This window comes from Zobellia laminariae (assembly GCF_030553095.1).
In the GTDB taxonomy this organism is placed as follows: Bacteria; Bacteroidota; Bacteroidia; order Flavobacteriales; family Flavobacteriaceae; genus Zobellia; species Zobellia laminariae.
This window is the reverse complement of record NZ_CP130738.1, coordinates 3922402-3944944: the sequence shown is the minus strand read 5'-3', so window position 1 is coordinate 3944944 and position 22543 is coordinate 3922402. Positions and strand designations below refer to the sequence as shown.

19 protein-coding genes and 5 pseudogenes are annotated in these 22543 nt (G+C 36.0%); 5 read left to right on the top strand and 19 right to left on the bottom strand.

The annotated features are described in order from the left end of the window. Positions 1–8: 8 nt before the first annotated feature. The 3 genes and pseudogenes from Q5W13_RS18900 to Q5W13_RS18890 all read right to left on the bottom strand — a co-directional run bounded on the left by Q5W13_RS18900 (position 9) and on the right by Q5W13_RS18890 (position 3093). Positions 9–1106 carry an AMP-binding protein gene (locus Q5W13_RS18900; RefSeq protein ID WP_304444083.1) on the bottom strand — a complete coding sequence of 366 codons (1098 nt, stop codon included), beginning with the start codon at positions 1104–1106 and terminating at the stop codon, positions 9–11. After that, a complete protein-coding gene (locus Q5W13_RS18895; RefSeq protein WP_304444082.1) occupies positions 1075–2049 on the bottom strand; it encodes a CPBP family intramembrane glutamic endopeptidase in 975 nt (324 codons plus the stop codon). The genes Q5W13_RS18900 and Q5W13_RS18895 overlap by 32 nt, the downstream gene beginning before the upstream one ends. Then, a pseudogene (locus tag Q5W13_RS18890) lies at positions 2040–3093 on the bottom strand (o-succinylbenzoate synthase). Before Q5W13_RS18890 ends, Q5W13_RS18895 begins: the two are co-directional and overlap by 10 nt. A 45-nt stretch (positions 3094–3138) precedes the next feature. Here Q5W13_RS18890 and Q5W13_RS18885 point away from each other — a divergent pair. Continuing rightward, entirely contained in the window at positions 3139–3936 is a 798-nt protein-coding gene (locus Q5W13_RS18885; protein ID WP_304444081.1) for an SDR family oxidoreductase, read from the top strand. Between the two features lie 4 nt (positions 3937–3940). On the opposite strand, the gene Q5W13_RS18880 is transcribed toward Q5W13_RS18885, so the two are convergent. The 10 genes and pseudogenes from Q5W13_RS18880 to Q5W13_RS18835 all read right to left on the bottom strand — a co-directional run bounded on the left by Q5W13_RS18880 (position 3941) and on the right by Q5W13_RS18835 (position 13706). Next, positions 3941–5911 (bottom strand): sensor histidine kinase, encoded by a 1971-nt coding sequence (locus tag Q5W13_RS18880; RefSeq protein WP_304444080.1) that lies wholly within the window; start codon positions 5909–5911, stop codon positions 3941–3943. Positions 5912–6581: 670 nt separating this feature from the next. Then, positions 6582–7333, bottom strand: a pseudogene (locus Q5W13_RS25340) (LytR/AlgR family response regulator transcription factor). 34 nt (positions 7334–7367) lie between these two features. Further along, positions 7368–8276 carry a 1,4-dihydroxy-2-naphthoate octaprenyltransferase gene (gene menA, locus Q5W13_RS18865; protein WP_155596147.1) on the bottom strand — a complete coding sequence of 303 codons (909 nt, stop codon included), beginning with the start codon at positions 8274–8276 and terminating at the stop codon, positions 7368–7370. A 2-nt stretch (positions 8277–8278) separates the two neighbouring features. After that, positions 8279–8743 (bottom strand): SPOR domain-containing protein, encoded by a 465-nt coding sequence (locus tag Q5W13_RS18860; protein ID WP_368662317.1) that lies wholly within the window; start codon positions 8741–8743, stop codon positions 8279–8281. Continuing rightward, on the bottom strand, positions 8728–8877 hold the full coding sequence (locus Q5W13_RS25335; protein WP_368662316.1) for a hypothetical protein: 150 nt from the start codon (positions 8875–8877) through the stop codon (positions 8728–8730). Before Q5W13_RS25335 ends, Q5W13_RS18860 begins: the two co-directional genes overlap by 16 nt. A gap of 183 nt (positions 8878–9060) precedes the next feature. Then, positions 9061–9891 (bottom strand): CvfB family protein, encoded by an 831-nt coding sequence (locus Q5W13_RS18855; protein ID WP_304444077.1) that lies wholly within the window; start codon positions 9889–9891, stop codon positions 9061–9063. A gap of 81 nt (positions 9892–9972) precedes the next feature. Continuing rightward, positions 9973–10317 carry a DUF2853 family protein gene (locus tag Q5W13_RS18850; RefSeq protein WP_155596144.1) on the bottom strand — a complete coding sequence of 115 codons (345 nt, stop codon included), beginning with the start codon at positions 10315–10317 and terminating at the stop codon, positions 9973–9975. Between the two features lie 28 nt (positions 10318–10345). Further along, positions 10346–12116, bottom strand: a pseudogene (gene menD / locus Q5W13_RS18845) (2-succinyl-5-enolpyruvyl-6-hydroxy-3-cyclohexene-1-carboxylic-acid synthase). Positions 12117–12165: 49 nt separating this feature from the next. Beyond that, the gene (locus tag Q5W13_RS18840) at positions 12166–13281 is read right to left on the bottom strand and encodes a chorismate-binding protein (RefSeq protein WP_304444076.1); all 1116 of its coding nucleotides are present in this window, start codon (positions 13279–13281) and stop codon (positions 12166–12168) included. Continuing rightward, positions 13281–13706 carry a PaaI family thioesterase gene (locus Q5W13_RS18835; protein ID WP_155596141.1) on the bottom strand — a complete coding sequence of 142 codons (426 nt, stop codon included), beginning with the start codon at positions 13704–13706 and terminating at the stop codon, positions 13281–13283. The genes Q5W13_RS18840 and Q5W13_RS18835 overlap by 1 nt, the downstream gene beginning before the upstream one ends. A 73-nt stretch (positions 13707–13779) precedes the next feature. Here Q5W13_RS18835 and Q5W13_RS18830 point away from each other — a divergent pair, with 73 nt between their 5' ends. From Q5W13_RS18830 to Q5W13_RS18820, 3 genes are read left to right on the top strand one after another with little or no spacing between them, the layout of a single operon-like run. Further along, positions 13780–14424, top strand: a complete 645-nt coding sequence (locus Q5W13_RS18830; RefSeq protein ID WP_304444075.1) for an alpha/beta hydrolase — start codon at positions 13780–13782, stop codon at positions 14422–14424. Next, positions 14424–15002 carry a GNAT family N-acetyltransferase gene (locus Q5W13_RS18825; protein ID WP_304444074.1) on the top strand — a complete coding sequence of 193 codons (579 nt, stop codon included), beginning with the start codon at positions 14424–14426 and terminating at the stop codon, positions 15000–15002. The genes Q5W13_RS18830 and Q5W13_RS18825 overlap by 1 nt, the downstream gene beginning before the upstream one ends. After that, entirely contained in the window at positions 14999–15388 is a 390-nt protein-coding gene (locus tag Q5W13_RS18820) for a VOC family protein (RefSeq protein WP_304444073.1), read from the top strand. The genes Q5W13_RS18825 and Q5W13_RS18820 overlap by 4 nt, the downstream gene beginning before the upstream one ends. 4 nt (positions 15389–15392) lie before the next feature. On the opposite strand, the gene Q5W13_RS18815 is transcribed toward Q5W13_RS18820, so the two are convergent. The 5 genes and pseudogenes from Q5W13_RS18815 to Q5W13_RS18800 all read right to left on the bottom strand — a co-directional run bounded on the left by Q5W13_RS18815 (position 15393) and on the right by Q5W13_RS18800 (position 20383). After that, the gene (locus Q5W13_RS18815) at positions 15393–16412 is read right to left on the bottom strand and encodes an NAD(P)/FAD-dependent oxidoreductase (protein WP_368662315.1); all 1020 of its coding nucleotides are present in this window, start codon (positions 16410–16412) and stop codon (positions 15393–15395) included. 31 nt (positions 16413–16443) lie between these two features. Next, positions 16444–16644, bottom strand: a complete 201-nt coding sequence (locus Q5W13_RS25330) for an FAD-dependent oxidoreductase (RefSeq protein ID WP_368662314.1) — start codon at positions 16642–16644, stop codon at positions 16444–16446. Positions 16645–16658: 14 nt separating this feature from the next. Next, positions 16659–17666, bottom strand: a complete 1008-nt coding sequence (locus tag Q5W13_RS18810; protein WP_304444072.1) for a 4-hydroxyproline epimerase — start codon at positions 17664–17666, stop codon at positions 16659–16661. A gap of 28 nt (positions 17667–17694) precedes the next feature. Further along, the gene (locus Q5W13_RS18805) at positions 17695–19281 is read right to left on the bottom strand and encodes an aldehyde dehydrogenase (NADP(+)) (RefSeq protein ID WP_304444071.1); all 1587 of its coding nucleotides are present in this window, start codon (positions 19279–19281) and stop codon (positions 17695–17697) included. Between the two features lie 164 nt (positions 19282–19445). Beyond that, positions 19446–20383: pseudogene (locus Q5W13_RS18800) on the bottom strand (dihydrodipicolinate synthase family protein). Between the two features lie 142 nt (positions 20384–20525). Here Q5W13_RS18800 and Q5W13_RS18795 point away from each other — a divergent pair. After that, positions 20526–21380, top strand: a complete 855-nt coding sequence (locus Q5W13_RS18795) for an AraC family transcriptional regulator (RefSeq protein ID WP_304444070.1) — start codon at positions 20526–20528, stop codon at positions 21378–21380. Between the two features lie 8 nt (positions 21381–21388). On the opposite strand, the pseudogene Q5W13_RS18790 reads toward Q5W13_RS18795, so the two are convergent. Continuing rightward, positions 21389–22371: pseudogene (locus Q5W13_RS18790) on the bottom strand (aldose epimerase family protein). Positions 22372–22543 lie beyond the last annotated feature (172 nt).

Below are 22543 nucleotides of genomic sequence, written 5' to 3'. Positions count from 1 at the left end.
TGAAGAAACTAAAAGGTAATCTTATCTAAGGTTGCCTTTCTTTGTATTTTACCACTTGCAGTTTCTACAAAGCTATCTACCATCAAAATTTGCTTTGGTATTTCGTATTTATTGAGGGAAGTGAGTTCTTCTATTTTCTCTTGAAGTACAGGTGCTTCTTGGATTCCTTCAACAATCAAAACCAGCCTTTGACCTAATTTTTCATCTGGTAGTCCGGTTACAAAAAAACGATCATCCATTACTGATGCTAGCTTTGCCTCTATTTGTTCTGGGAACAATTTTACACCTCCGGAATTTATAATATTATCAAAACGACCTAACCATTTAAACTGTTTGTCGGAAAGTAACTCTACAATATCATTGGTGTAAATTATTTCATCGGAAACCAATGGTGCGTCAATCACTAAGCAACCTCTTTCATCCATGGTAATTTTTACAATGGCTAAAATTGAGAAAACATCCAAATCTATATCCGATACAATCAATTCCCCTAAAAGTGGCTTTACGGCTATATGGGTTATGGTCTCTGTCATACCATAGGTTTCATAAACATTCGTTCTCTGACTGGCATTCAAAAATTCTTTTTTCAATGTATAAGAAACTGGTGCGCCACCAACAATAAGTTTCTTTACGCCGTCCAACTCATTCAGTGAGTTTCTAAATTGCAAAGGAACCATGGCTACAAAATCATAGTCACCCGTAGTTGCCGTCAAAGGATTTGATGATGGAGACACACAATCTATTGCAAGCCCTAAAACCATTGCTCTCACCAACATCATCTTACCAGCTATAAAACCAGCAGAAAGACACAATAAGGCTCTATCACTAGGCTGAAGCTCAAAGAAATCACCAGTTGCAATCGCAGAATTAACCATTTGTTGCTTTTGCAACATAATGGCCTTAGGTTCTCCCGTAGAGCCAGAAGTACGTACTGTTATAGTTGATTTATCGTTCAACCAATCTATAAGAAAATCACCTATCGCTCTTTCATACTCCTCGCCCTCCTTCACCAAACTGTAGGCCACCTCTTTGAGCTCTACTTTTGAATAAGAGCGCCCATTTAGTTTAAATTGCCTATGAAGGTCTTTGTAAGTCAGAGTTGTCATTTTGTAGCGCTAAAAATGTTTCTTCGGAAGGCACATCTCCTGTAAGTCGGTCTTTCCAATCAGACCAATTGTACTTCTTAGAGAAGGTGTAAAGTAATATGGGGTAAACAACAAATACGGGAACCAAAACATCCCATCCCAAAACCGGGTCTGAAACATCACGGTATAAAGAATCGGTTTGAAAAGCCGTCCAGTCCGCCGTCACCAAAAGTGCTGAGATTATGTTATTTGCCGCATGAAAACCCAAGGCCAATTCCAATCCTTCGTCCATCAACGTAATAATACCAAGAAAAAATCCAGTACCTATATAAAAGATTAAAATACCATAGCCTAATTTAGTAACCTCTGGATTAAAAATATGCATAAGTCCAAAAAGTAACGAAGTAACCATTAAAGGCAACCAACGGTTTTTTGCGATAACTCCCAACCCTTGCATCATATACCCTCTCATATAATACTCTTCCATACTAGTCTGTATAGGCATCATCAAAATAGAGATGATAGCTAAAATTACGAAAGGCCCTACTTTAAAGTTGAACTCATAATCTTCAGGGGCCAGAGCTATACCAACAAAGATAAATGCAGCCGAAATCAGCGCCCAAATAGCAAAAGCAAAAAAGATTCTTTTAAAATCGATTTTCCTTCGCGATGTTGTTAACGCGGTAATCGTCTGCTTATGAACTATTTTTACATAGGCAAAAAGACTTATTAACCCAATAGCAAAGGTCAATAGCATATAAAAAAGCAATGTATTTGCCCCCAAAATATCTGCCATAACCCCCATATCACCAGACCCTAAAACTTCAAGAGAATCTGCTTCAACCAAAAGTGCAGCAATCAAAGGAATACCACCTATTACCTGCCAGAAGACAAATACAACTAAAAGCCCTAAAACATACCTCCAAGAATCACTTAAACCTTTATAGGCCTGTGCTATATACATAAATCATTAATTAAATTGTTCTTCCAATTTTTGTCGCTCATATAAAATAACTGCCCATTTTGAACAGCCAATGGAGATTCAAAATTATTTGTATACAGACTTCCTGTACCTAAACCTTGAGGCATTGGATTTTGCAATGTGTAGGTCCATTGTGCGATAGCACTTAACCCTACGTTACTTTCAAGCGCACTGGTAATCCACCAGCCTATATTCATTTTTTGTGCAATTTTTACCCATTCCTCACATCCTTTATAACCTCCTACTAAACTAGGCTTAAGAATAATATACTGTGGGTTTATGGTTTGTAGCAATTTCTCTTTTTTTGTTACACCAAAAACTCCTATTAATTCTTCATCTAAGGCTATGGGCAATGGAGTTGTTGCACATAATTTATGCATAGCGGTGTGTTGCCCTTGCTTAATAGGCTGTTCTATGGAATGAAGTGAAAATTGGCTTAACACCTCTAGTTTACGTAAAGCATCCTCAGGTGTGAAAGCACCATTAGCATCTACCCGTAATTCTATTTTTGACGCATCATATTTTTTTCTGATAGATGACAGAAGTTTGATTTCCGTATCAAAATCTATTGCGCCTATTTTCATTTTAATACACCGGAAGCCTTCTGTTAACTTTTGAGCTATTTGCTCGTGCATAAATGCTTCTGAACCCATCCAAATGAGCCCGTTAATAGCTATTGGCAGCTGCTCCGTAATAAATTTTGATGGATATAATAGAAACGGATTGTCCGCAGAAAGAGACAAAAATGCCTGTTCTACACCAAATTGTAGACTAGGAAATTCCATTAAAGCTTCCCAAAGGGCATCTTTACCTAGATGGATGTTTTCACAAGTCCATTTTATCTTATCCTCATAACCTTCAACATCATCAATACTCAACCCCCTTAAAATACCACATTCTCCTATTCCTTGCTTTCCGTTTTTGTCGAGAATAACAAACCAAGGTCTCTTTCTGAGTTAGCACCCCACGCGAAGTTCCGCTGGGACGCTTAAAGTTTAAAATGTATTTTTTATAGGTTGCTTGCATAATTAGCTTCAAATTTAGCTATATTTTACCTCTTAAATACCCTAAATGGCTAGCATAAACAACAAAACTGTTTGGATTACCGGAGCCTCTTCAGGAATTGGCGAAGCGTTGTCTTACGAATTGAATAAAAAAGGATGTAAACTGATATTAAGCTCCAGAAAAACAGAAGCTCTAGAAAGGGTGAAAAATAGTTGCCAATACCCTGATGCTGTAAAAATACTTCCCTTAGACATTACTCAATACGACTTAATGCCTTCAAAAGCCAAGGAGGCCATTGCTGCTTTTGGTTCTGTAGATGTTTTAATTAATAATGCAGGTATTAGCCAGCGTTCGTATATCATTGATACGGATTTTGATGTCTACAAAAAACTTGTAGATATTAATTACTTAGGAACTGTAGCGCTTACAAAAGCCATTCTGCCCTATTTTATTGAGCAGCAACATGGCCATTTTGCAACGGTAACTAGTCTTATGGGAAAATTTGGCTCGCCCATACGTTCTGGATATTGTGGATCAAAACACGCGCTTCATGGCTTTTTTGATGTCCTACGTATGGAACATGAAAAAGATGGTATTGATGTAACTCTCGTTGCTCCGGGATTTGTTCAAACAAATATTGCTAAAAATGCTTTAGTTGGAGATGGTAGCGCTAGAGGTCATGAAGATGTGGACAATGCTAACGGTTTAACCACAACGGATTTTGCGAGAAAAATGATAAAGGCTATAGAAAAAGAAAAGTTTGAAGCCTATATGGGTGGTAAGGAAGTTTTAGGAATTTATCTTAAACGATTCTTCCCTAAATTATTACATAGAATTGTATTAAGAAATACAGCAAAAAGATAAAAATTTAGCTAAAATTGAACCAATACCGCACACCGTCTTCGGCAGTTTTATCAATGTTTAAAGTAGTCTGTAACTGATTCGCCAAACGGTTCATTAATCTAATACCCATAGATGAATTGGCTCTTTCATCTGTATCTTCTGGCAAACCAATACCATTATCAGAATATTCAAAATATCCTTCTTTTTCACCAATTTTACGAATATGGATATAGATCTTACCATTTTCATCATCATCAGGAAAAGCATATTTAAAGGAGTTTGAAACGAGTTCATTCAGCATTAAACCAAATGGAATAGCTCTATCAATATCTAGTTCAACGCCTTCTGCATCTACTGTGATGTTTATATTGTGCCCTCCTTTTTTATAGACAGATTGCACACTATTAATCAAACTCTCTATATAACTCTGCATTTCAATAACTGAAAGATCTTCGTTTTGATATAATTTCTGGTGAATCAAAGCCATGGCTTTCACTCTACTCTTACCTTCTTCCAACGCTTCAATAGCGGCCTTACTTCTAGTATTTTTGGTCTGTAAACTCAACAGACTGGAAACCATCTGAAGGTTATTCTTTACCCTGTGGTGAATCTCTTTTAAAAGTGAATCTTTTTCTACAAGTGCATTTTCAATAATATACTTCTGTTCTGCAATTAGACGTTGGTTTTTAATACTTTTTAGATAAGCATAAACCAATCCGGCAAATCCTACCAAAGTGAACAATAGTGAAATAAGAACCAAGTTTATATTCCTTTCTTTCGCCATCATATCCACACGAGACTTTTCTAACGCAAGCTTCTGCTCAGCTAACATGGTCTGAGATACAGCAAGGTCTTGCCCCATTACGGTGGCTAACTGCTGTTTTCTCAATTCTGATTGATTATCCAAAACAGAATCTCTTACACGAATATTTTTCTTTAGATAAATTGAAGCATTCTTGTAATCTTCAGTCCTATCATAATACAAAGCAAAAAGCCTGTTCTTACGCAACAAGTTCTTAGTTGTTTTTGTTTCAAGATTGTCACTCAGAAAATCCGTAGCTTTTCCATAATCTTCCAATTGAAGATAACATTCGCTAATAGCCAAACTATTTTCTGTTATTTCAGAGGATAAATCTTTGGTTTTGTATTTTTTAAGGGTGTTAATAGCACTTTCTAGATGTGGTATAGCCTCTTTATACTGCTTCAGGTCTACATGACACTTACCTATATTCCCTTCAATAATTCCTCTTAAAAGATTTGCCTGCTCTATTTCTTCTTCAGATTTTTTTCTTGTAATAAGGTTCATATAAACATCTATGTACCCTTTAGCTTTTTTGTAGTGACTTAAAGCCGTTGGTGCAGACTCATCTAGTCTTAAATAGTTACCCAAATTATTGTAATATTCTGCTTGGGCATAAAAGTCATTCTCTTCAATGGTTTTTTTAACATTATCTATATAATGTTCCATTGCCTTTCTGTACATGCCTAAATTCGCATAGATATCGTAAAAAGCAACATTCTCATTTATTCCTAGCTCTCTCTGCTCTTTACGAATTTCAATTTGCTCCGTATACATGGTCAACTGACCATAATTGTCGTCCATTATATCTAATAACTTAGACTTTAGATAAATATCTAGATCTTCTTTCTCTGCGTAAAGTTCTTTGGAAATGGCCAAACTCTTATCATAATCACCTAAATCATAATAAATCCGGGCTTGAATAAGTTTATAACGTTCTATTTCTGCAGAGTCTTCATCTTTTATTGCGGCATTTAGATAAAGATTAACCAGATCTAACCAATCATAGGTGGAAGTTTCCCTATATAAATCTTGAGCATTAAAAAAGAAGGTGAGTTTTTCATCTGGGGTTTCAAAATCCTGAAACTGTTGAAACAAATTTTCTTCTTTATCTTTTTCTTTTTGCGCCGATGCAACGACAGACAGAAAAAAAATTGCCCAAATAAAAATGGTATTTTTATAGTAAATGTTGTTCATATATCTAAATGAAACAAAATCAAAAAACATTTTGCCCTGTTCATACTAGGTTACTCTATTAGCCTATAGTATTCTTATCTTAACACTCACAAAAACAACATTTTATCAAAATAAGGTCTTATCTAAGCTAAACTATTTAATTGGTTATTTAGTCCATTTACTTATAAAGTTAGAAAAAAGGACTGTAACAAAATAATCTATTTTAAGAACCGCTTAAAATAAGTGCAGCATACTCATCTAATCTCCTTATTTTAAGCTGTTTTTACAAATGTAAAAATAACACATGCATATAAAGAACCAATCACCATTGTTGTGAAAGTACATTTAGTTGTGGTTTGAACTTTTATGTATTTACTTTTTGCAACTTCCGTTTATCTGACTTGCTCTATAGTTTTAAAATGTAGTTGTATTACCAAATTCTTTAAATTAAAAAGGAACCTAATCTTGTGAGAGTAGGCTCCTTTACGAGAACACTATATGAAAATGAAAATTCTTATTTGCTTTTGTACATATCATCTTTGTAATACATTACCAAACTATTGTTTTATGGGTAAAAAAGGAAAATAATGTTGTGAAACCCCCAAAAGTTGTGGTGAACGCTACTTTTAGAGAATAAAAAAAGGGGAACATTATAAATGTTCCCCTTTTTAATACTTTTAAATTTTATTTCCTATGAATTCATTGCCGAGATTATGAACTCTTTAAAATCTTTTGAAATAGGTATTAATGTATCTTTTATCATGATGTCTTTTGAGTTAATAGCATCAATGTGATCTACATTTACGATGTAAGACTTATGCGCTCTGTAGAACTTATTTTTAGGTAGTTTTTCTAAATAATCCTTTAACGGAGAACGAACCAAAAATTTCTTATCAACCGTATTTACTTCCAGATATACATTATCCGCTTTGATGAAGCGAATATCGCTAAACTGGATGCGATAATACAAGTGTTGCTTTTTAACAAAAATAGAATCTTTCAAAACCGTATTGGACATAGGAACATCTTATGGTTCTCTACAACTGCAGCGGCAGACTCATCTGATCTAGTGAAATTAGAAAGTGCTATTTCAATAGATGTATACAAATCTTGTTGCTCAAAAGGCTTTACTAGATACCCGTTTGGCTTAACCATTTTAGCATTTTCTACCGTAGCCCTATCTGAGTTAGAAGTCACAAAGATGAAAGGTATATCATAGTTCTCACGAATATGTCTACCCAAGTCAATTCCTGTTTTATCGGAAGCTAAAATAATGTCAATCAAAACAAGGTCAACATGTTGTGTTTTTAAAACTTCTACAGCTTGCTCATAGACAATAACATTGTCTACAATCTCATACCCTATTTCTTCGAGCATAGATTGCATATCATCGGCAATGATTACGTTATCCTCTACGATTAGAATTCTAATTGGTTGTTCCAAAATGGTTGTTATTTAGTAGGTTCATATTCTAAATTTACAAAAAATTATTACAACTGATGTACATCAGTACGGACAAAAGAAAGGTACTTAACGCTAACTTCTTCAGCTCAGGATCTATTTCATTATTTTTATTTGTTGCGTATACCCTTTTCATGTGCAAGAAAATAGGTACAAAGGAAATTAAAGGTAAAAAAATTCGCCATCCTTGTAAATTCAATACTGAAAACACCAGAATACTTAGAAACGCAATTATCAATAATGCGTAGTGATAAATTTTACCGTTTTGAAAACCTATAAAAACAATGAGCGTATTTTTATTTACTTTTTTATCTGATTCATAGTCTCTCAAATTATTGAGATTTAAAACTCCTACACTTAACAAACCAATGGCTACCGCTGGTAATATTGATATGGCATTAAGTTGCTTTGTATAAAGAACCATAGACCCCATAACGGCTAACAAACCAAAGAAAAGAAAAACAAATACATCTCCCAATCCTCTATAACCGTAGGCTGAATCTCCTATTGTATATTTTATTGCTGCCCAAATACTTGCCGCACCTAGAATTACAAATAACATAGGATACATCATGTTATCAAATCCGAATGCAAAATATACAAGAGCGATGACTAAAATAAAATCTATAATTATGGAAAAAATTATTCCTTCCTTCAATTCCCGTCTTGAAATACTTCCACTTTGGAGTGCTCTTTCGGGACCTATTCTTTCTTCGTTATCCGTACCTTTTACTCCATCGCCGTAATCATTGGCAAAATTAGAGGTCACTTGAAAACCAATTGTTGTAAACAGTGCTAAAACAAATACCACCGTATCTTCAAAGCCGTATAAATTAGCTAAAGCCGTACCTACCACAATTCCTGAAACGGATAGTGGTAGTGTTCTTAACCTAGCCGCACTTATCCAAGCTTTAATATTTGTCAAAACTACTGAGGGGATTCAATCTGAATTCTTTTTCCTTCTTTATAGGATGCAACAAAAGCATCTTGAAAACCAAGGTCTACTAATTGTTCGCGAAATTTCTGAGCTTCTTCCAAAGTTTCGAAATTGCCTAATGAATATGAATAAAATGGATTGGTTTTTACAAAAATGGTGTTGGTAAGCGCTTCAGAAGCAAGTGTCATATTGTTATCTACAAATGACTTTATCTGTACTGAATAAATTTTTTCTTTCTCTAAAAATTCTTTAGCCAAATAAAATTCTCGCACCAAACTTAACTCTTCGTTCTGTTGCTTTAAATTGTCTATTCTAGATTTAATAGCATCTAAGCTATCTATAGAAACCAATAAATTACTAGGACTTTCAAAATTGTTAGAAACACTTCTTCCCGCTGTAAAAGAAAAAACAGTTAGACCGCCAATAAGAAACAAAGCCGTTACACCAGCAAGCAAATTACGTTGAACTTTTTCTTTCTAAGTTCCTTATTCTTGAACTTTATCTGATCAAGAAGACGTTCATTTATAATTTGCGCCTTGTCTATATCTTTGTGCAACTCTAGTAAGTCGCTTTCTTCTATAAATGGCATATAATTATTTTTTCGAGGTTACACTGTTAAAGTTAACCAAAATACCGAAAGATCGATGAAATGCACTCCCGGAATGTTGCAAAATTACCATATTCTGTGGTATAGATTAATATTTACGATGTTAAAAACATTCCGTTCATCGATTAATCTACTATTGCATTTCCAAAAGAGCCTCGCTTTTAATTAGATAGCATGTAAGCCATCATCCTTAATCTCAATTTTTCTTTCTTTATACAGTGTACCCACACCTTTCTTAAAGGTTTTTTTACTCATTTGCAGCTCTTGCTTAATAAGTGCAGGATCGGATTTATCGTGAAGTGCCAAGTACCCACCATGGGCCATTAACTTTTTATATATTGCTTCTGCAGCCGGTTCAAGTAATTTCTCGCCAATGGGCTGCAATGAAACATCTAACTTATTATCTGGACGAATATTCTTAATGTACCCCTTGGTTCTATCACCAACGGCTACATGTTTGTAGATTTCATTAGAATACACCAATCCTTTGTGTTCATCATTTATTATGACTTCCCAACCTAGATCTGTTAAGCGTGTAAAAAGTAATTCTACTTCTTCACGTTCACGAACCGTAAGTTCATCATTACTTATAAACTTATCTAATTTATTTGACCCAACCAGCCTAAAAGAAACTTCGTCCATATAACAGCGTACCACGTACCACTGCCCTTCTTTCATCTTGTCTCTTTGCTCACTGAACGGAACAAGTAAATGTTTCTCAAGACCCCAGTCTAAAAAAGCCCCAATTTTGTTTACTTCTGCAACTTGTAAAAATCCGAATTTATTTCTAATAACATGAGGGGTTAACGTAGTGGCTACAGGCCTTTCCTCGTGATCTAAGTAACAGAAAACCTTTATCATATCGCCAATATCAATAACCTTTGGCACATACTTATTTGGCAATAGAATTTCTGTACCTGTATTACTCCCTAAAAAGAGCCCAACACTAGTATCTCTAAGTACTTCTAACTCGTTATAATTTCCCAGTTCAATCATACTACAAAAGTAACTTTAAAATTTGGGTATAAAAAAACCGTCTGCTATAAAGCAAACGGTCTAAATTACATTTTGAAAATCTTACTTGTTATAAACAGCAGCTTTTTTGAAGTGCTTACAAAGCATATAATAGATTACTGCTCTATGCTTGTTTCTGTTAGAAGAACCATACTTTTCTACTACAGACTTCACAGCCTCCATTAATTTTGGGTCGTCAGACATACCCAACTTTTTCATTAAATAATTTTTCTTCACGGTTTCTAGCTCTTTATCATCAGAACCTGAAACTTTAGAAGCATCGATATTGTAGATTGCTGGACCTAGGCCCACAGTTACTTTTGTCAGAAGATCCATATCTGGAGCTTCTCCAAATTTGTCCTTAATGTCTGCAGCATACTTTACAATCAAATCGTCTCTTTTACTCATAATAGTTAGTGTTGAAAATGTTAATGGTTTATGTTAATTCCCTCGAAGATATAAAATCAAAATAACCGAGCAAAATTTTGTTGTTTATAAATCTTGGTGTATGGACCTCCAAAATTTTTGGTTTGTCGGATTTTTTGTAAAAATCTTTGAGCCTGTCATTCAGACTAGTTACCCCATTTACTAACATATATTCAAAGCCAAATTGAGCACTTAAGTGTTCAACATTTTTCTCATGAGCAGTTTCAAAAAAAGTAGCGAAATTTTCAGTTTCTTCCTGACCTGGTAAGATTCTAAAAATGCCTCCGCCATCATTATTTATAATAATTATTCTAAAATCTGGACGGATATAATTGTTCCAAAGACCATTGCTATCGTAGAAAAAACTGATGTCGCCCGTAATTAATAACGTAGGAGTTTTAGCATAAAATGCAGATCCAACTGCAGTAGATGTACTCCCGTCAATACCACTAGTTCCTCTATTACAAAAAATTTCTAAACTAGGGTCTAAATTAAATAGTTGAGCATAACGCACCGTAGAACTATTAGCCAGTTGCACGTGGTGATTTTCAGGAATTGATTTCAATATATTATAAAAAGCTAACATATCCGAGAACGGAATTTGCTTCATATAATCCTCTCGTTTTATTTCATATTGTAATCGAATTTTATTCCAATAATTAAAATAATCACTGCTTTGAGGTTCTATTTGATTCATGAAATCAGCAAAAAAGCTGTTTACGCCAGTCCTAAAGTGATGTGTTAATGAAAAGAAAGTGTTGAATGCCTTAAGCTCATCAATATGCCAATGATGCTCTGGTTTGTACTCCCGTAAAAATGCCTTTATTTTTTTTGATACAATAAGGCCTCCAAAGGTCAATAACACTTGAGGTCTTAACTTTTGAAACAATATACTAGATTCCTCACTTTTCTCAATGGGCGCAATAATACTATCTATACTCGTAAAGAAATTTGGATGATGAAGGTTAGATGTAGTTTCCGTTAAAACTATCACAGATGGGTCTGTTGCCAGTTGATCTAAGAATTTTTGTTCTACTTCATTAGGCGGGTTTACCCCCACTAATACTATCTTTTTTGAGGAAGCATTCCAAATATTGACATAGTTCTGTAAATCTGAAATATCTAGTGCTTCTTTATCTCTTACAGGAACAATAAGCGCTTTTACAGAAGGTTCCGTAGTGGTGTCATAAAGGGGTTCTTCAAAAGGAACATTTATATGTACCGGTAACTTAATCTGCAATGCCACGTTAAGTGCGGTATTCAGTTCACTATCATTATAATCTTGTATTTCTTGCTGTGCAGCATCTTTATTTTCCTCGGATAACCACTCAGGCTTATATTTCTCTACTCTTTTTACAGCGTGAGAAACATCCTGTTTTAAATTAGCCGAATAACCAATATGCCTATCAAAAACATTATCCTGTCTTATAGTCTGCCCGTCGCCAACATCAATTTTATAAACTGGCCGATCTGCAGAAATTACAACTAGCGGAATACCACTGTAAAATGCTTCTGCCACCGCGGGATAATAATTCAATAAAGCACTTCCTGAAGTACATACCACGGCAACGGGCTCATGTAATTGCTGTGCTATACCCAATGCGAAAAAAGCAGCACTGCGTTCATCTACAATGCTAAAACAATTAAAATAAGGGTCTTCACTAAAATCAATCGTCAGAGGTGCATTTCGCGACCCTGTGGGAAATCACTATATTTTTTATCTTTTTCGCCTTGCAGTGTTGCACTATTAATTGGGCGGAGGGTATGCTAGAGTATCTCATGAGTTACAAAAATACAACGGTTGTATTTCTTAAACCAATCTTGTTTAAATTACTCTGTTGCCATTATCACCTTTAGCATAGTCTTACTCTTAGCGACCGTCTCGTTCCACTCTTTTTCAGGGTCTGAATCTTTAGTAATTCCCCCACCAACATAAATCTGCAGATTATCTTCCTTTAATTGCATACAGCGCAAATTCACAAAAAGCGTGGTGTTTTTAGAAATAGAACGGTACACATTATTCTCCGTATTCCTTGGGCGATTATTTCTGTTCCTTTCCGTCTTAAAATTCAATTCGCCTAAAAAACCGGTATAAAACTCACGGTCATAATTCTCTTCCTTTAGAATAAATGCCTTTGTTTTCTCTTTGGGCATACCGCAAACGGCAGGTGTTGGATGAAGTGCTTTTACAACCTCTCCAAGTTTTTCTTGTTTTGCGTTACCTGATATTTTGGTTCTAAGATGCATTAATGAGCCGGCTCTAACAGTTTCCGTTGGCATTCTTTCAATGTCCGAAACCTTACCATCCAAAGCTTTAAGAATGTAATTCGTTACCAATTGTTGTTCTTCCAGCTCTTTGTTGCCCCATGTAGGGTCTTCATCATTACCGTAATTTTGAGTGCCTGCTAAAGACATTGTCGTAAGTTTTCTATTGTGCATGGTCAATAGAATTTCGGGAGTTGCCCCAAGCCACATCCCTACCTTTGGATGATACCACAAATAACAAAATGCAGTCTTATATTCATGCAAGAGGGTCTGGAATAAAACTAAAGGAGAAGCATCTGTTTTAAGCTGTATACCTCTTGAAAGCACTACTTTATCAAAACTTCCCGCCTTGATTTCGGCAATACCTTTCTTTACCAACTCCAGATGAAAATCCTTCTGTTTTGTGTCTATTCCTATCTCAATGTCTTGTGATGGCGCATTAGCTTCTTCTGGGAAATGAGCAAGACTAACAATTTCGTCCAATTTCAAAAGTACGGCAGCTCTATCTGAATCAAACGGAGCAAAAACAAATCCTGTTTCTGAATAGTCATTAAGGTGATGCAACTCTTCATCTTCCTGAAAAATGGCAGTAACGCCTTCCTCATTAGGTTTACGATAAGCTACAAAAGGTAATTTATTCTCTAGGTGAGATTCAATTTTTTGAAAAAAATCCAAGGGCATTATTTTTTCTTTGGTAAAGCTATTGTGGTCAATTTACAGAACGAGACCAGTTTACCTTCTTCATTGGTAATTTTAATTTCCCACAGCTGGGTAGTTCTTCCTTTATGCAAAATAGTAGCTTTTGCAAACACATCGCCATCACGAACACCTTTAACATGGTTGGCTGAAATTTCAATACCACGTATGGAAAATTGCTGTGCATCAAGAAAAATATATGACGCCATACTACCTATACTTTCCGCTAAGGCAACCATTGCTCCACCGTGTAAAACTCCATCTGGTTGGTGAACTCGTGAGTTTACCGGCATCTTTCCGACCAAAAAATCTTCACCCACATCCACATATTCAATTTGTAGGGTCTCCATCAATGTGTTTTTTGAAGATTCATTGCAAACCTTCAGTATTTTTTCCTTGTAGGCGTCCATATCTACTATTTTTTTCAAAATTAAGCATTACGTCATCAATAAAAGCCATTACTTTTATAGAGATTTTTGTTCTATGAATTATTCTGAAAATACGGTGTCTTACACCACTACAAATAGCTATGCTACCTTAAACCCGCTCACAAGTCAAACTAAAAACGTTTGGATTGTACTGCATGGCATTGGCTATTTAAGTCGATATTTCTTGAGATATTTTGATGAACTGCCGCCTGAAGAAAACTATATTATTGCACCTCAAGCACCATCAAAATATTATTTAAACAATTCGTATAGGCGCGTTGGAGCCAGTTGGCTTACCAAAGAAGCTACAGAACAAGAAACACAAAATGTTTTGGCCTATCTAGATGCTGTGTATGCCGCACAAAAGTTTCCGGAAAAGTGTAATTTTATAGTTCTTGGGTACTCACAAGGAGTTTCGATTGCCACAAGATGGGTGGCTCAAAGAAAGATTAAGTGCAACCAATTAGTGCTTTATGCTGGAGGTATTCCCAATGAATTAAAAGTATCTGACTTTGATTTCTTAAAAGACAACAACACTAAAGTGACTACATTGGTTGGGGACACGGATGAGTATATAACTAAAGAGAGACGGGAAACCGAATCAAAAAAAATAGAACATCTGTTTGGAGGAAAAGCAGAACAAATTTTCTTTGAAGGCGGTCACGAAATAAAAAAAGAACTCATCCAAAACCTGGTATAATGAACACAGCGTTTATTTTAGAAAATGAATTGGTGAAGCTCGTTCCTTTAAAAAAAGAACATACCAAAGAACTCTGGCCGATTGCCCAACAAGTAGACCTCTATCAATATGGTTCTAATGATGTTTCTACAATTGATAAATTAGAGAACTATATAGAGACGGCTTTAACTGAAGCAAAGCAAGAAAAATCTATTCCTTTCACTATTTATAATAGGACGACCAATGAATGTGTAGGAAGCACTCGTTTTGGTAATATTGATCAAAAGAACATGGTATTACATATTGGCTGGACATGGATTTCTCAAGCCACCCGTGGCACGGGTTTTAACCATCAAATGAAATTTTTAATGCTAAGCTATGCATTTGAAAAGATGGGTTTTGAGAAAGTTGAATTCCGAATTGATGAGCGCAACATACGGTCTAGAAAAGCCGTAGAAAAATTAGGCGCAAGTTTAGAGGGAATCCTCAGAAAAAATGTCATCACAAAAAGTGATTTTAGAAGAAGTTCATGCTGTTACGGAATCCTAAAAGAGGAATGGGCAGATATTAAGCAAGTAAAATTTAAAGATTTTATATGAATCAAGCTATAGCACAAGTAACCCTGGTAGTTAAAGATTATGATGAAGCCATTGCTTTCTACTCTAGAAAGTTAGGCTTTAAATTGGTAGACAACATTCAATTAGATGATAATAAAAGGTGGGTTACGGTATCTCCTCCTAGTCTAAACGGATTATCGCTTTTACTAGCTGAAGCTACGAATGATGAACAGCGAAAAGCTATAGGAAACCAAACTGGTGGTCGTGTTTTTCTATTTCTACACACCGATGATTTTTGGCGAGATTATAAAAAAATGAAAGACCAAGGTGTAGAATTTAATGAAGACCCTCGCGAAGAACCATACGGAACCGTAGTAGTATTTAAAGACTTATACGGCAACCTTTGGGATCTTATAGAAAGGAAATAATCTTCTAAAACCTTCTATCGGGAGAAAAGGCATCGATATTCATGGATACTTTTCTCTCGTCTATTATTTCGGAAACCAATTTACCAGTAGCTGGTCCTAAACTCCATCCCATCATAGCATGCCCGGTTGCGAAAGTCAAATTAGACCATTTGGAAGACCGCCCAATATAAGGAAGTCCGTCTGGCGAAACTGGTCGTAAACCGGTTTTTACACTCGCAATTTCATTTGCGTTTATATCTACGGTAGGATAAAAGTTTTTTGCTCCGTTGGCAATAGCCATAACCCGTTCTTTTCTAACAAAATCATTGTTGCCGGAAAACTCCATAGTACCGGCAAACCGTGTAAAACCATCCATTGGCGTAACTGCCATTTTAGACTCCATAAGAATAGCAGGAATGGTTATTCCTGTTGGCCTTGCAACATTTATACTATAGCCTTTACCTCCTTGCAGAGGCAAATCCATCTTAATTTTTTTAGCAATTTGTCCACTCCATGAGCCGGCTGCAAGTATTACTTCATCTGCAGTATAATTAGTTTTGGAAGTTTTAATCTCCTGAATCCGATTTCCTTTTGCTTCTAAATCCAGCACTTCTTCATTCGTTCTAATCTTAACTCCTGCGCTTTTTAGATAAGCTACTATTTTAGGCATAAACTGAGTTGGCGTAGAGTGTGCATCACATTCATAGTGAATAGCTCCTTTTGCATCTATAGCGACCTCCGGTTCTAGCTTTGCCAATTGTTTCTGATCTAGTTCCTGTACTTCAAGGCCCAGAAAACTGGCTTTATTTGCCACATCTTTCTCATGAAGATAAGCTTCTTGGGTTTTATAAAGCATCAACAACCCTTTACGCTCCAATTGAAAATCACCTAAATCACCCGAAGCTTTTATATCACCAAAAAGTTCTCTACTCAGAACATTAATGTCTTTAATAACGGGAATAGCTTTAGCCACTTTTTCTTTGGTAGATGATTTATGAAAATACCATGACCATTTAAAAAACTCAGTATCCCATCTAGGTTTCATATAAAAAGGACTAGCAGAATTAAACATCATCTTAATACCCTTGGCAATCATGCCAAGGCGATGCCAGTGGAATAATGTGACTAGGCGTAATGTAACCTGCATTTACAAACGAAGCTCCAGATGTAATATCAGATTTATCTATAACGGTAACATCATGACCCTCCTTACTAAGAAAATATGCAGCACTAAGTCCCACAATTCCTCCTCCTACTATGATTATTTTTTTACTCAATTCTTGTCTCTGTATTATATAACCTGAAAGCCATGTGCATAAGGGTCGTCATCATCAATGGTAATGGTATTATGACCGTATATTCTGGCCCAACCTTGAATGCTAGGGTAAATAGCTTTCTTGCCATCTAAAAGAGTTTCTTCTTCTACCCTACCTATAAATTTTGATCCTATGAAGCTTTCGTGAATGAACTCCTCTCCTATTTTCAGTTTTCCTTTGGCATACCATTGTGCCATTCTCGCAGAAGTTCCCGTGCCGCACGGCGATCTATCTATTGCCTTATCTCCATAAAAAACAGCATTACGAGCGGTTGCTTCGGGAGAAATAGTATCTCCTGTCCACAAAATATGACTTACGCTATTAATGGTTTCATCCTCCGGGTGGACGAATGCATTGGGATATTTTAAATTTATTTTATCACGGATTTCTTGACTCAACTGAACCAACTTTCCTGCAGAAAAATCTTGAATACCTGAAAAATTTGACTGTGGGTCTATTATGGCATAAAAATTACCGCCATAAGAAACATCAAATACCAATTCACCTAAATCAGAACTTTCAATCGTTAAATCCGTAGCGGCCAAATATGATTTTACATTCGTCAACTTTACCCAATCTACCTTTTCACCTGTTTGCTGATAGCTGATTTTCACCAGACCGGCTGGCGTTTCCATTCGTATTTTACCCGCCTTTTTCGGTTTTAGCAACCCTTCTTCAATACCTATAGTTATCGCTCCAATAGTACCGTGACCACACATAGGCAGACACCCACTGGTTTCTATAAAAAGAATACCAAAATCATTTTCAGGATTTGCTGGCGGATAAAAAATGCTACCACTCATCATATCATGACCACGAGGCTCGAACATTAATCCTTTACGAATCCAATCGTATTCTTTAAGAAAATGCTGACGTTTTTCACTCATGGATGTTCCTGTAAGTTCAGGTCCTCCCTTAGCTACTACCCTTACCGGGTTTCCACAGGTGTGGGCATCAATACAGGTGAAAATACTCGTCGCCATAGTTCAAATAGTGCTACATGTTCTAATCTTACTCAATTTTTTTATTGGTATGCACACTGTCAACAATTCGCATTATCGCCAGCGGATTCCCATTTTGCAATTCTTCAGGAAGTAGTTCTTGTGGCCAATTCTGAAAAGAAACAGGTCTAACCCAACGCTTCACAGCAGATACTCCAACCGAAGTAAAACGGCTATCTGTACTGGCAGGAAAAGGTCCGCCATGTTGCATGGAAGGACAAACTTCTACTCCGGTAGGAACACCGTTAAAAATTAATCTTCCAACTCTTCCTTGTAAAGCGTCTACTGCTGAACTGTATGTTTTTAATTCGTCAGGGTTTCCAAGAACTGTACCTGTTAATTGCCCTTCCAAACGGTTCAAAACTTCTGTCATCTCTTTTGCATCGGCACATCTTACCACAATAGAAAATGGTCCGAATACTTCTTGGTGTAGTTTAGGGTTCTTTAAAAAATTAGCCCCATTAACGGTAAGCACTTTTTGTTTTGCATAATTTGGCGCTACTGCCTTTTCATATTCCGCAACAACATCAGCACCACCTTGACCTGAAAGCTCTTTTTTACCTTTTTCGTAGTTGTTATAAATGTTTGGATGCAACATACAAGAAGGTTCCAATTTATCTATTTCCTCACCTAAAGCGTTTATGAAGACATCTAGCGATGTACTTTTTATACCCAAAATTAATCCTGGGTTAGTACAGAATTGACCAGCACCCATCATAACTGAACTGGCATATTGTTTAGCCCAATCCAAACCTTTATCACGCAAAGCGGAAGGTAAAACTACCACAGGGTTTATGCTACCCATCTCGGCAAAAACCGGAATAGGTTCTTTTCGTTCGTTTGCCAATTTATAAAGAGCCGTACCACCTTTGATACTACCGGTGAACCCTACTCCTTTAACTTTAGGATGAAGCACCAATTGTTGCCCTACTTCTATACCGCTACTATTCAAATTAGAGAAAATACCGTCTGGCATACCCGTGCGTTCCGCCGCTTTAATTACTGCCGAAGAAACCAGTTCCCCAGTACCAGCATGCATAGGGTGACTTTTTACAATTACCGAACAACCGGAAGCCAAAGCACTAGCTGTATCACCACCAGCAGTAGAAAATGCAAAGGGAAAATTACTTGAACCAAAAACAGCTATAGGGCCAATAGGAAGCAACATTTTACGTAAATCTGTTTTAGCCATTGGCTGTCTATCCGGTTGGGCCGTATCTATCGTAGCCTCTACCCATGAGCCTTCTTTTAGCAATTGAGCAAAAGCCCGCAACTGCCCCATAGTACGGCCACGCTCGCCAACAGCTCTGCCTTCTGGCAATCCAGACTCTTTACAATATGCCTGAATTAATTCATCACCTAGCGCCTCAATTTCTTCGGCTATAGCTTCTAAAAATTCTGCTTTCTTAGCACCTGAAAACTTTTTATAAGTCTGAAAAGCTTCATGGGCTTTACCCACAGCCTTATCTATTTCTTCCTTTGTGGCCTCATAAAAAGTCCACTCCGTTTCCAAATTAAGTTTTGGGTCAAAGGTTTTATATGTATCACTTCCAATAGATGAAAGCTCATTTCCAATATAGTTTTTTCCTGTAATCATAGTATGGTATTTCTGCTCTTTAAAATAGGCATGAAGCTACTATATTTGGGGTTAAGCACCAAGAATTTACTAGAAAGACTTTTACTCACCAAACAACTTCAATAAGCGTTTATTATACACGTAATTGAAAATAATTCCTTCTCAATTTTAATGAGATTACGGTATTAGGCCAACTGCTTGTTTAGTACTTTCAAATTTTTATAATCGGGTAATTTAGGCCTACTTTTAAGTCCGTCCTGAATTACTTTCAAAACTCTATCTCGTTCTTCTCCTTGTAATGGAAGTCTTGGTTTTCTAACTATTTCGGTACCAATACCCGTAGCAACTTCTGCCAACTTAATATTCTGAACCAATTGCGGACTTATATCTAGCTCCAATAATGGTAAGAACCATCTGTAAATTTCAGTAGCTTCCTTTGCATAACCAGCTTTAGCCAGTTCATAAATAGCAACGGTTTCTGCTGGAAAAGCACAAACAAGACCTGCCACCCAACCATCGGCACCCATAAAGAGACTTTCTAATGCCAAAGGATCTACTCCAGTCAAAATGCTTAAATCAGAACCAAATTCATTACGTAAACGTCCAATATTAATGATATCCCTTGTTGACTCTTTTACCGCTGTGATATTTTTTAATTCAATTAGTTCTTTAAACATACTCACCGTTACTTCAATCTTATAATCTACAGGGTTGTTGTAAATCATAATAGGAAGCTCAGTACTACTAGCTAATTCTTTAAAATATTGAACAGTTTCATTATCCGTAGACTTATAACGCATAGGAGGAAGAATCATAAGTCCGTCTGCACCGCTTTCTTCGGCATCTTTAATCGCTTGAAGCGCTACTTTAGTTGCCTGCTCTGCAATGGTCATTATAACAGGAATCTTACCTTCAACTATCTGAACTGTTTCTTTTATAAGTACCTTTTTTTCATCTGCAGTTAAAGTACTTGCCTCACCAAGAGAACCCCTAAAACAATTCCGTGAACCCCAGCTTCTACTTGAGCTTCTATATTGGTACGGAACATCTTTAGATCAAGCGTATCATCTTCATTAAATTTTGTAGTCACCGCTGGCATAACGCCTTTCCATTCAAATTTCATCTGGTCAATTTTTAATTACACACACAAAATTAGTAGAAGATAGTCAGTACTAATTAGAGCATATTATCAAAATTATATACTATATTATCCATCATTAAACCAATATATCAACTACTTGACTTAAATACGCTTAATTTATAAAATGAAAGTACATCCTTTTCAAATTCCAAAACCGCTGCACCAAAATCTAATAGTTCAGGTAGACCGGGAGATGGTTTTCTATGATAAACTGCATCAGCATGCAGAAATTCAACTGACTTTAATTGTAAAGGCGAAGGGAAAATTGATTGTTGGCGATAGCATTCATCCATTTGAAGATGGCGACTTTTTTGTGATTGGTCCTCATAGCCCGCATTTATTCAAAAATGATAGTACAGATGAAATAGCCCATAGAATTTCATTATTCTTTACGGAAACTACTTTTGGCGAATCATTTTTTGAATTACCAGACTTGGAGGAGTTGCACCCCCTTTTTAATGTTTCAAAAGAAGGTTTTCAGGTTTTAGGTGATACGAAAGATATTCAAAATGCTATGAAACAGCTTCCAAATTTGCAAAAACTGGAGCGTTTCATTTGCTTTTTCAATTTACTAAAAAACCTGTGTTATGCAGATAAAAAGACCTTGACAAACTTTGTGTCTTCAAAGAAAATGGGGAGTTCCCAAGGAGAACGTATGCAAACCATTTTTGATTACGTGGTGACTCATTTTCAGAATGAAATTAATTTAGATACCGTATCAAGCAAAGTACATATGACACCCAATGCCTTTTGTAAATTTTTCAAACAGCATACCAATAAGACTTTTTTTCAATTCTTGATAGAGCTTCGTATAGAGCATGCGTGTCAATTATTAAATAGAGCAGACGACCAAAATTCTATTCTAGAAATTTCAGAACAATCCGGATTTTCATCGATTTCTAACTTCAACAGACAGTTTAAAAAATTAAAAGGTGTGATTCCGTCACGATTTGCTGCTCAACATAAAAAGTCTAATTAAAGCGGTATTTAGTTCTTAGTAACACCAAATTTATAGGTACAATATGACGTATATGTTTCTCCCGGGTTTAATTGTGTACTAGGAAATTCAGGATGATTAGGCGAATCTGGAAAATGTTGTGTCTCTAAGCAAAAGGAACCTCTACGGAGATAAGGATTACCGCTTTTACCAATATCAGAGCCATCTAAAAAATTACCTGTATAAAACTGGACTCAGGTTCAGAAGTATAAACTTCTAACGTACGACCACTAGTAGGCTCTAAAACCTTAGCTGCAAACGTTAAGCCCTCGCGGTTCTTAGGCACTTCGTTTAAAACATAATTATGATCGTAACCATTACCCAGCTTAATTTGGTCATAATTAGCCTCAATATCCTTTCCAATAAGTTTTGGTGTTCTAAAATCAAAAGGGGTCCCTGCCACATCCCTCAATTCTCCTGTTGGAATCAAACCATTGTCCACCGGTGTAAACTTATCTGCATTCAATAGTGCAATATGATCATTTACTGTTCCCTCCCCTTCTCCTTTAAGGTTAAAGAACGAATGATTGGTAAGGTTTACATACGTGGGTTTATCCGTTTTTGCTTCGTAGCTTATTTGCAATTCATTATCATTCGTAAGAACATAACTAACCCTAACATCTAAATTACCCGGGTAACCTTCCTCCATATCAGGAGATGTACGGCTAAAGCTAATTGCGTTTTTAGACTGCTCCACAACTTTCCAAACTACACTTTCAAATCCTACTTCTCCTCCGTGCAGGTGGTTTTCATTATTATTAATGGCTAAATCATATGTTTTACCATCTAAAGAGAACTTTCCTTTAGCTATACGATTTCCATATCTGCCAATTGTAGCACCATAAAAGTTTTTTTTCGACCTATAATTTTCCAAATTATTAAAACCTAGCACTACATCTTTAAAACTACCATCCTTATCAGGAGCATATAACGAAACTAAACGTTGTCCGTAGTTCGTAAAAGTAACTTCCATTCCATTTGCATTGGTCAGAACAAAGAACTTTACCGAATCTCCTTTTATATTTGTAGTAAAATCTTCAGGATTAATATTCTTCTCAAATTTTGCTTTTGGTAGCTCGGAAGCGAATTCGGTCATTTTTTCTTTTTTAATTTGATTACAGGAAAGGTTAATGGTTCCTGCTAAG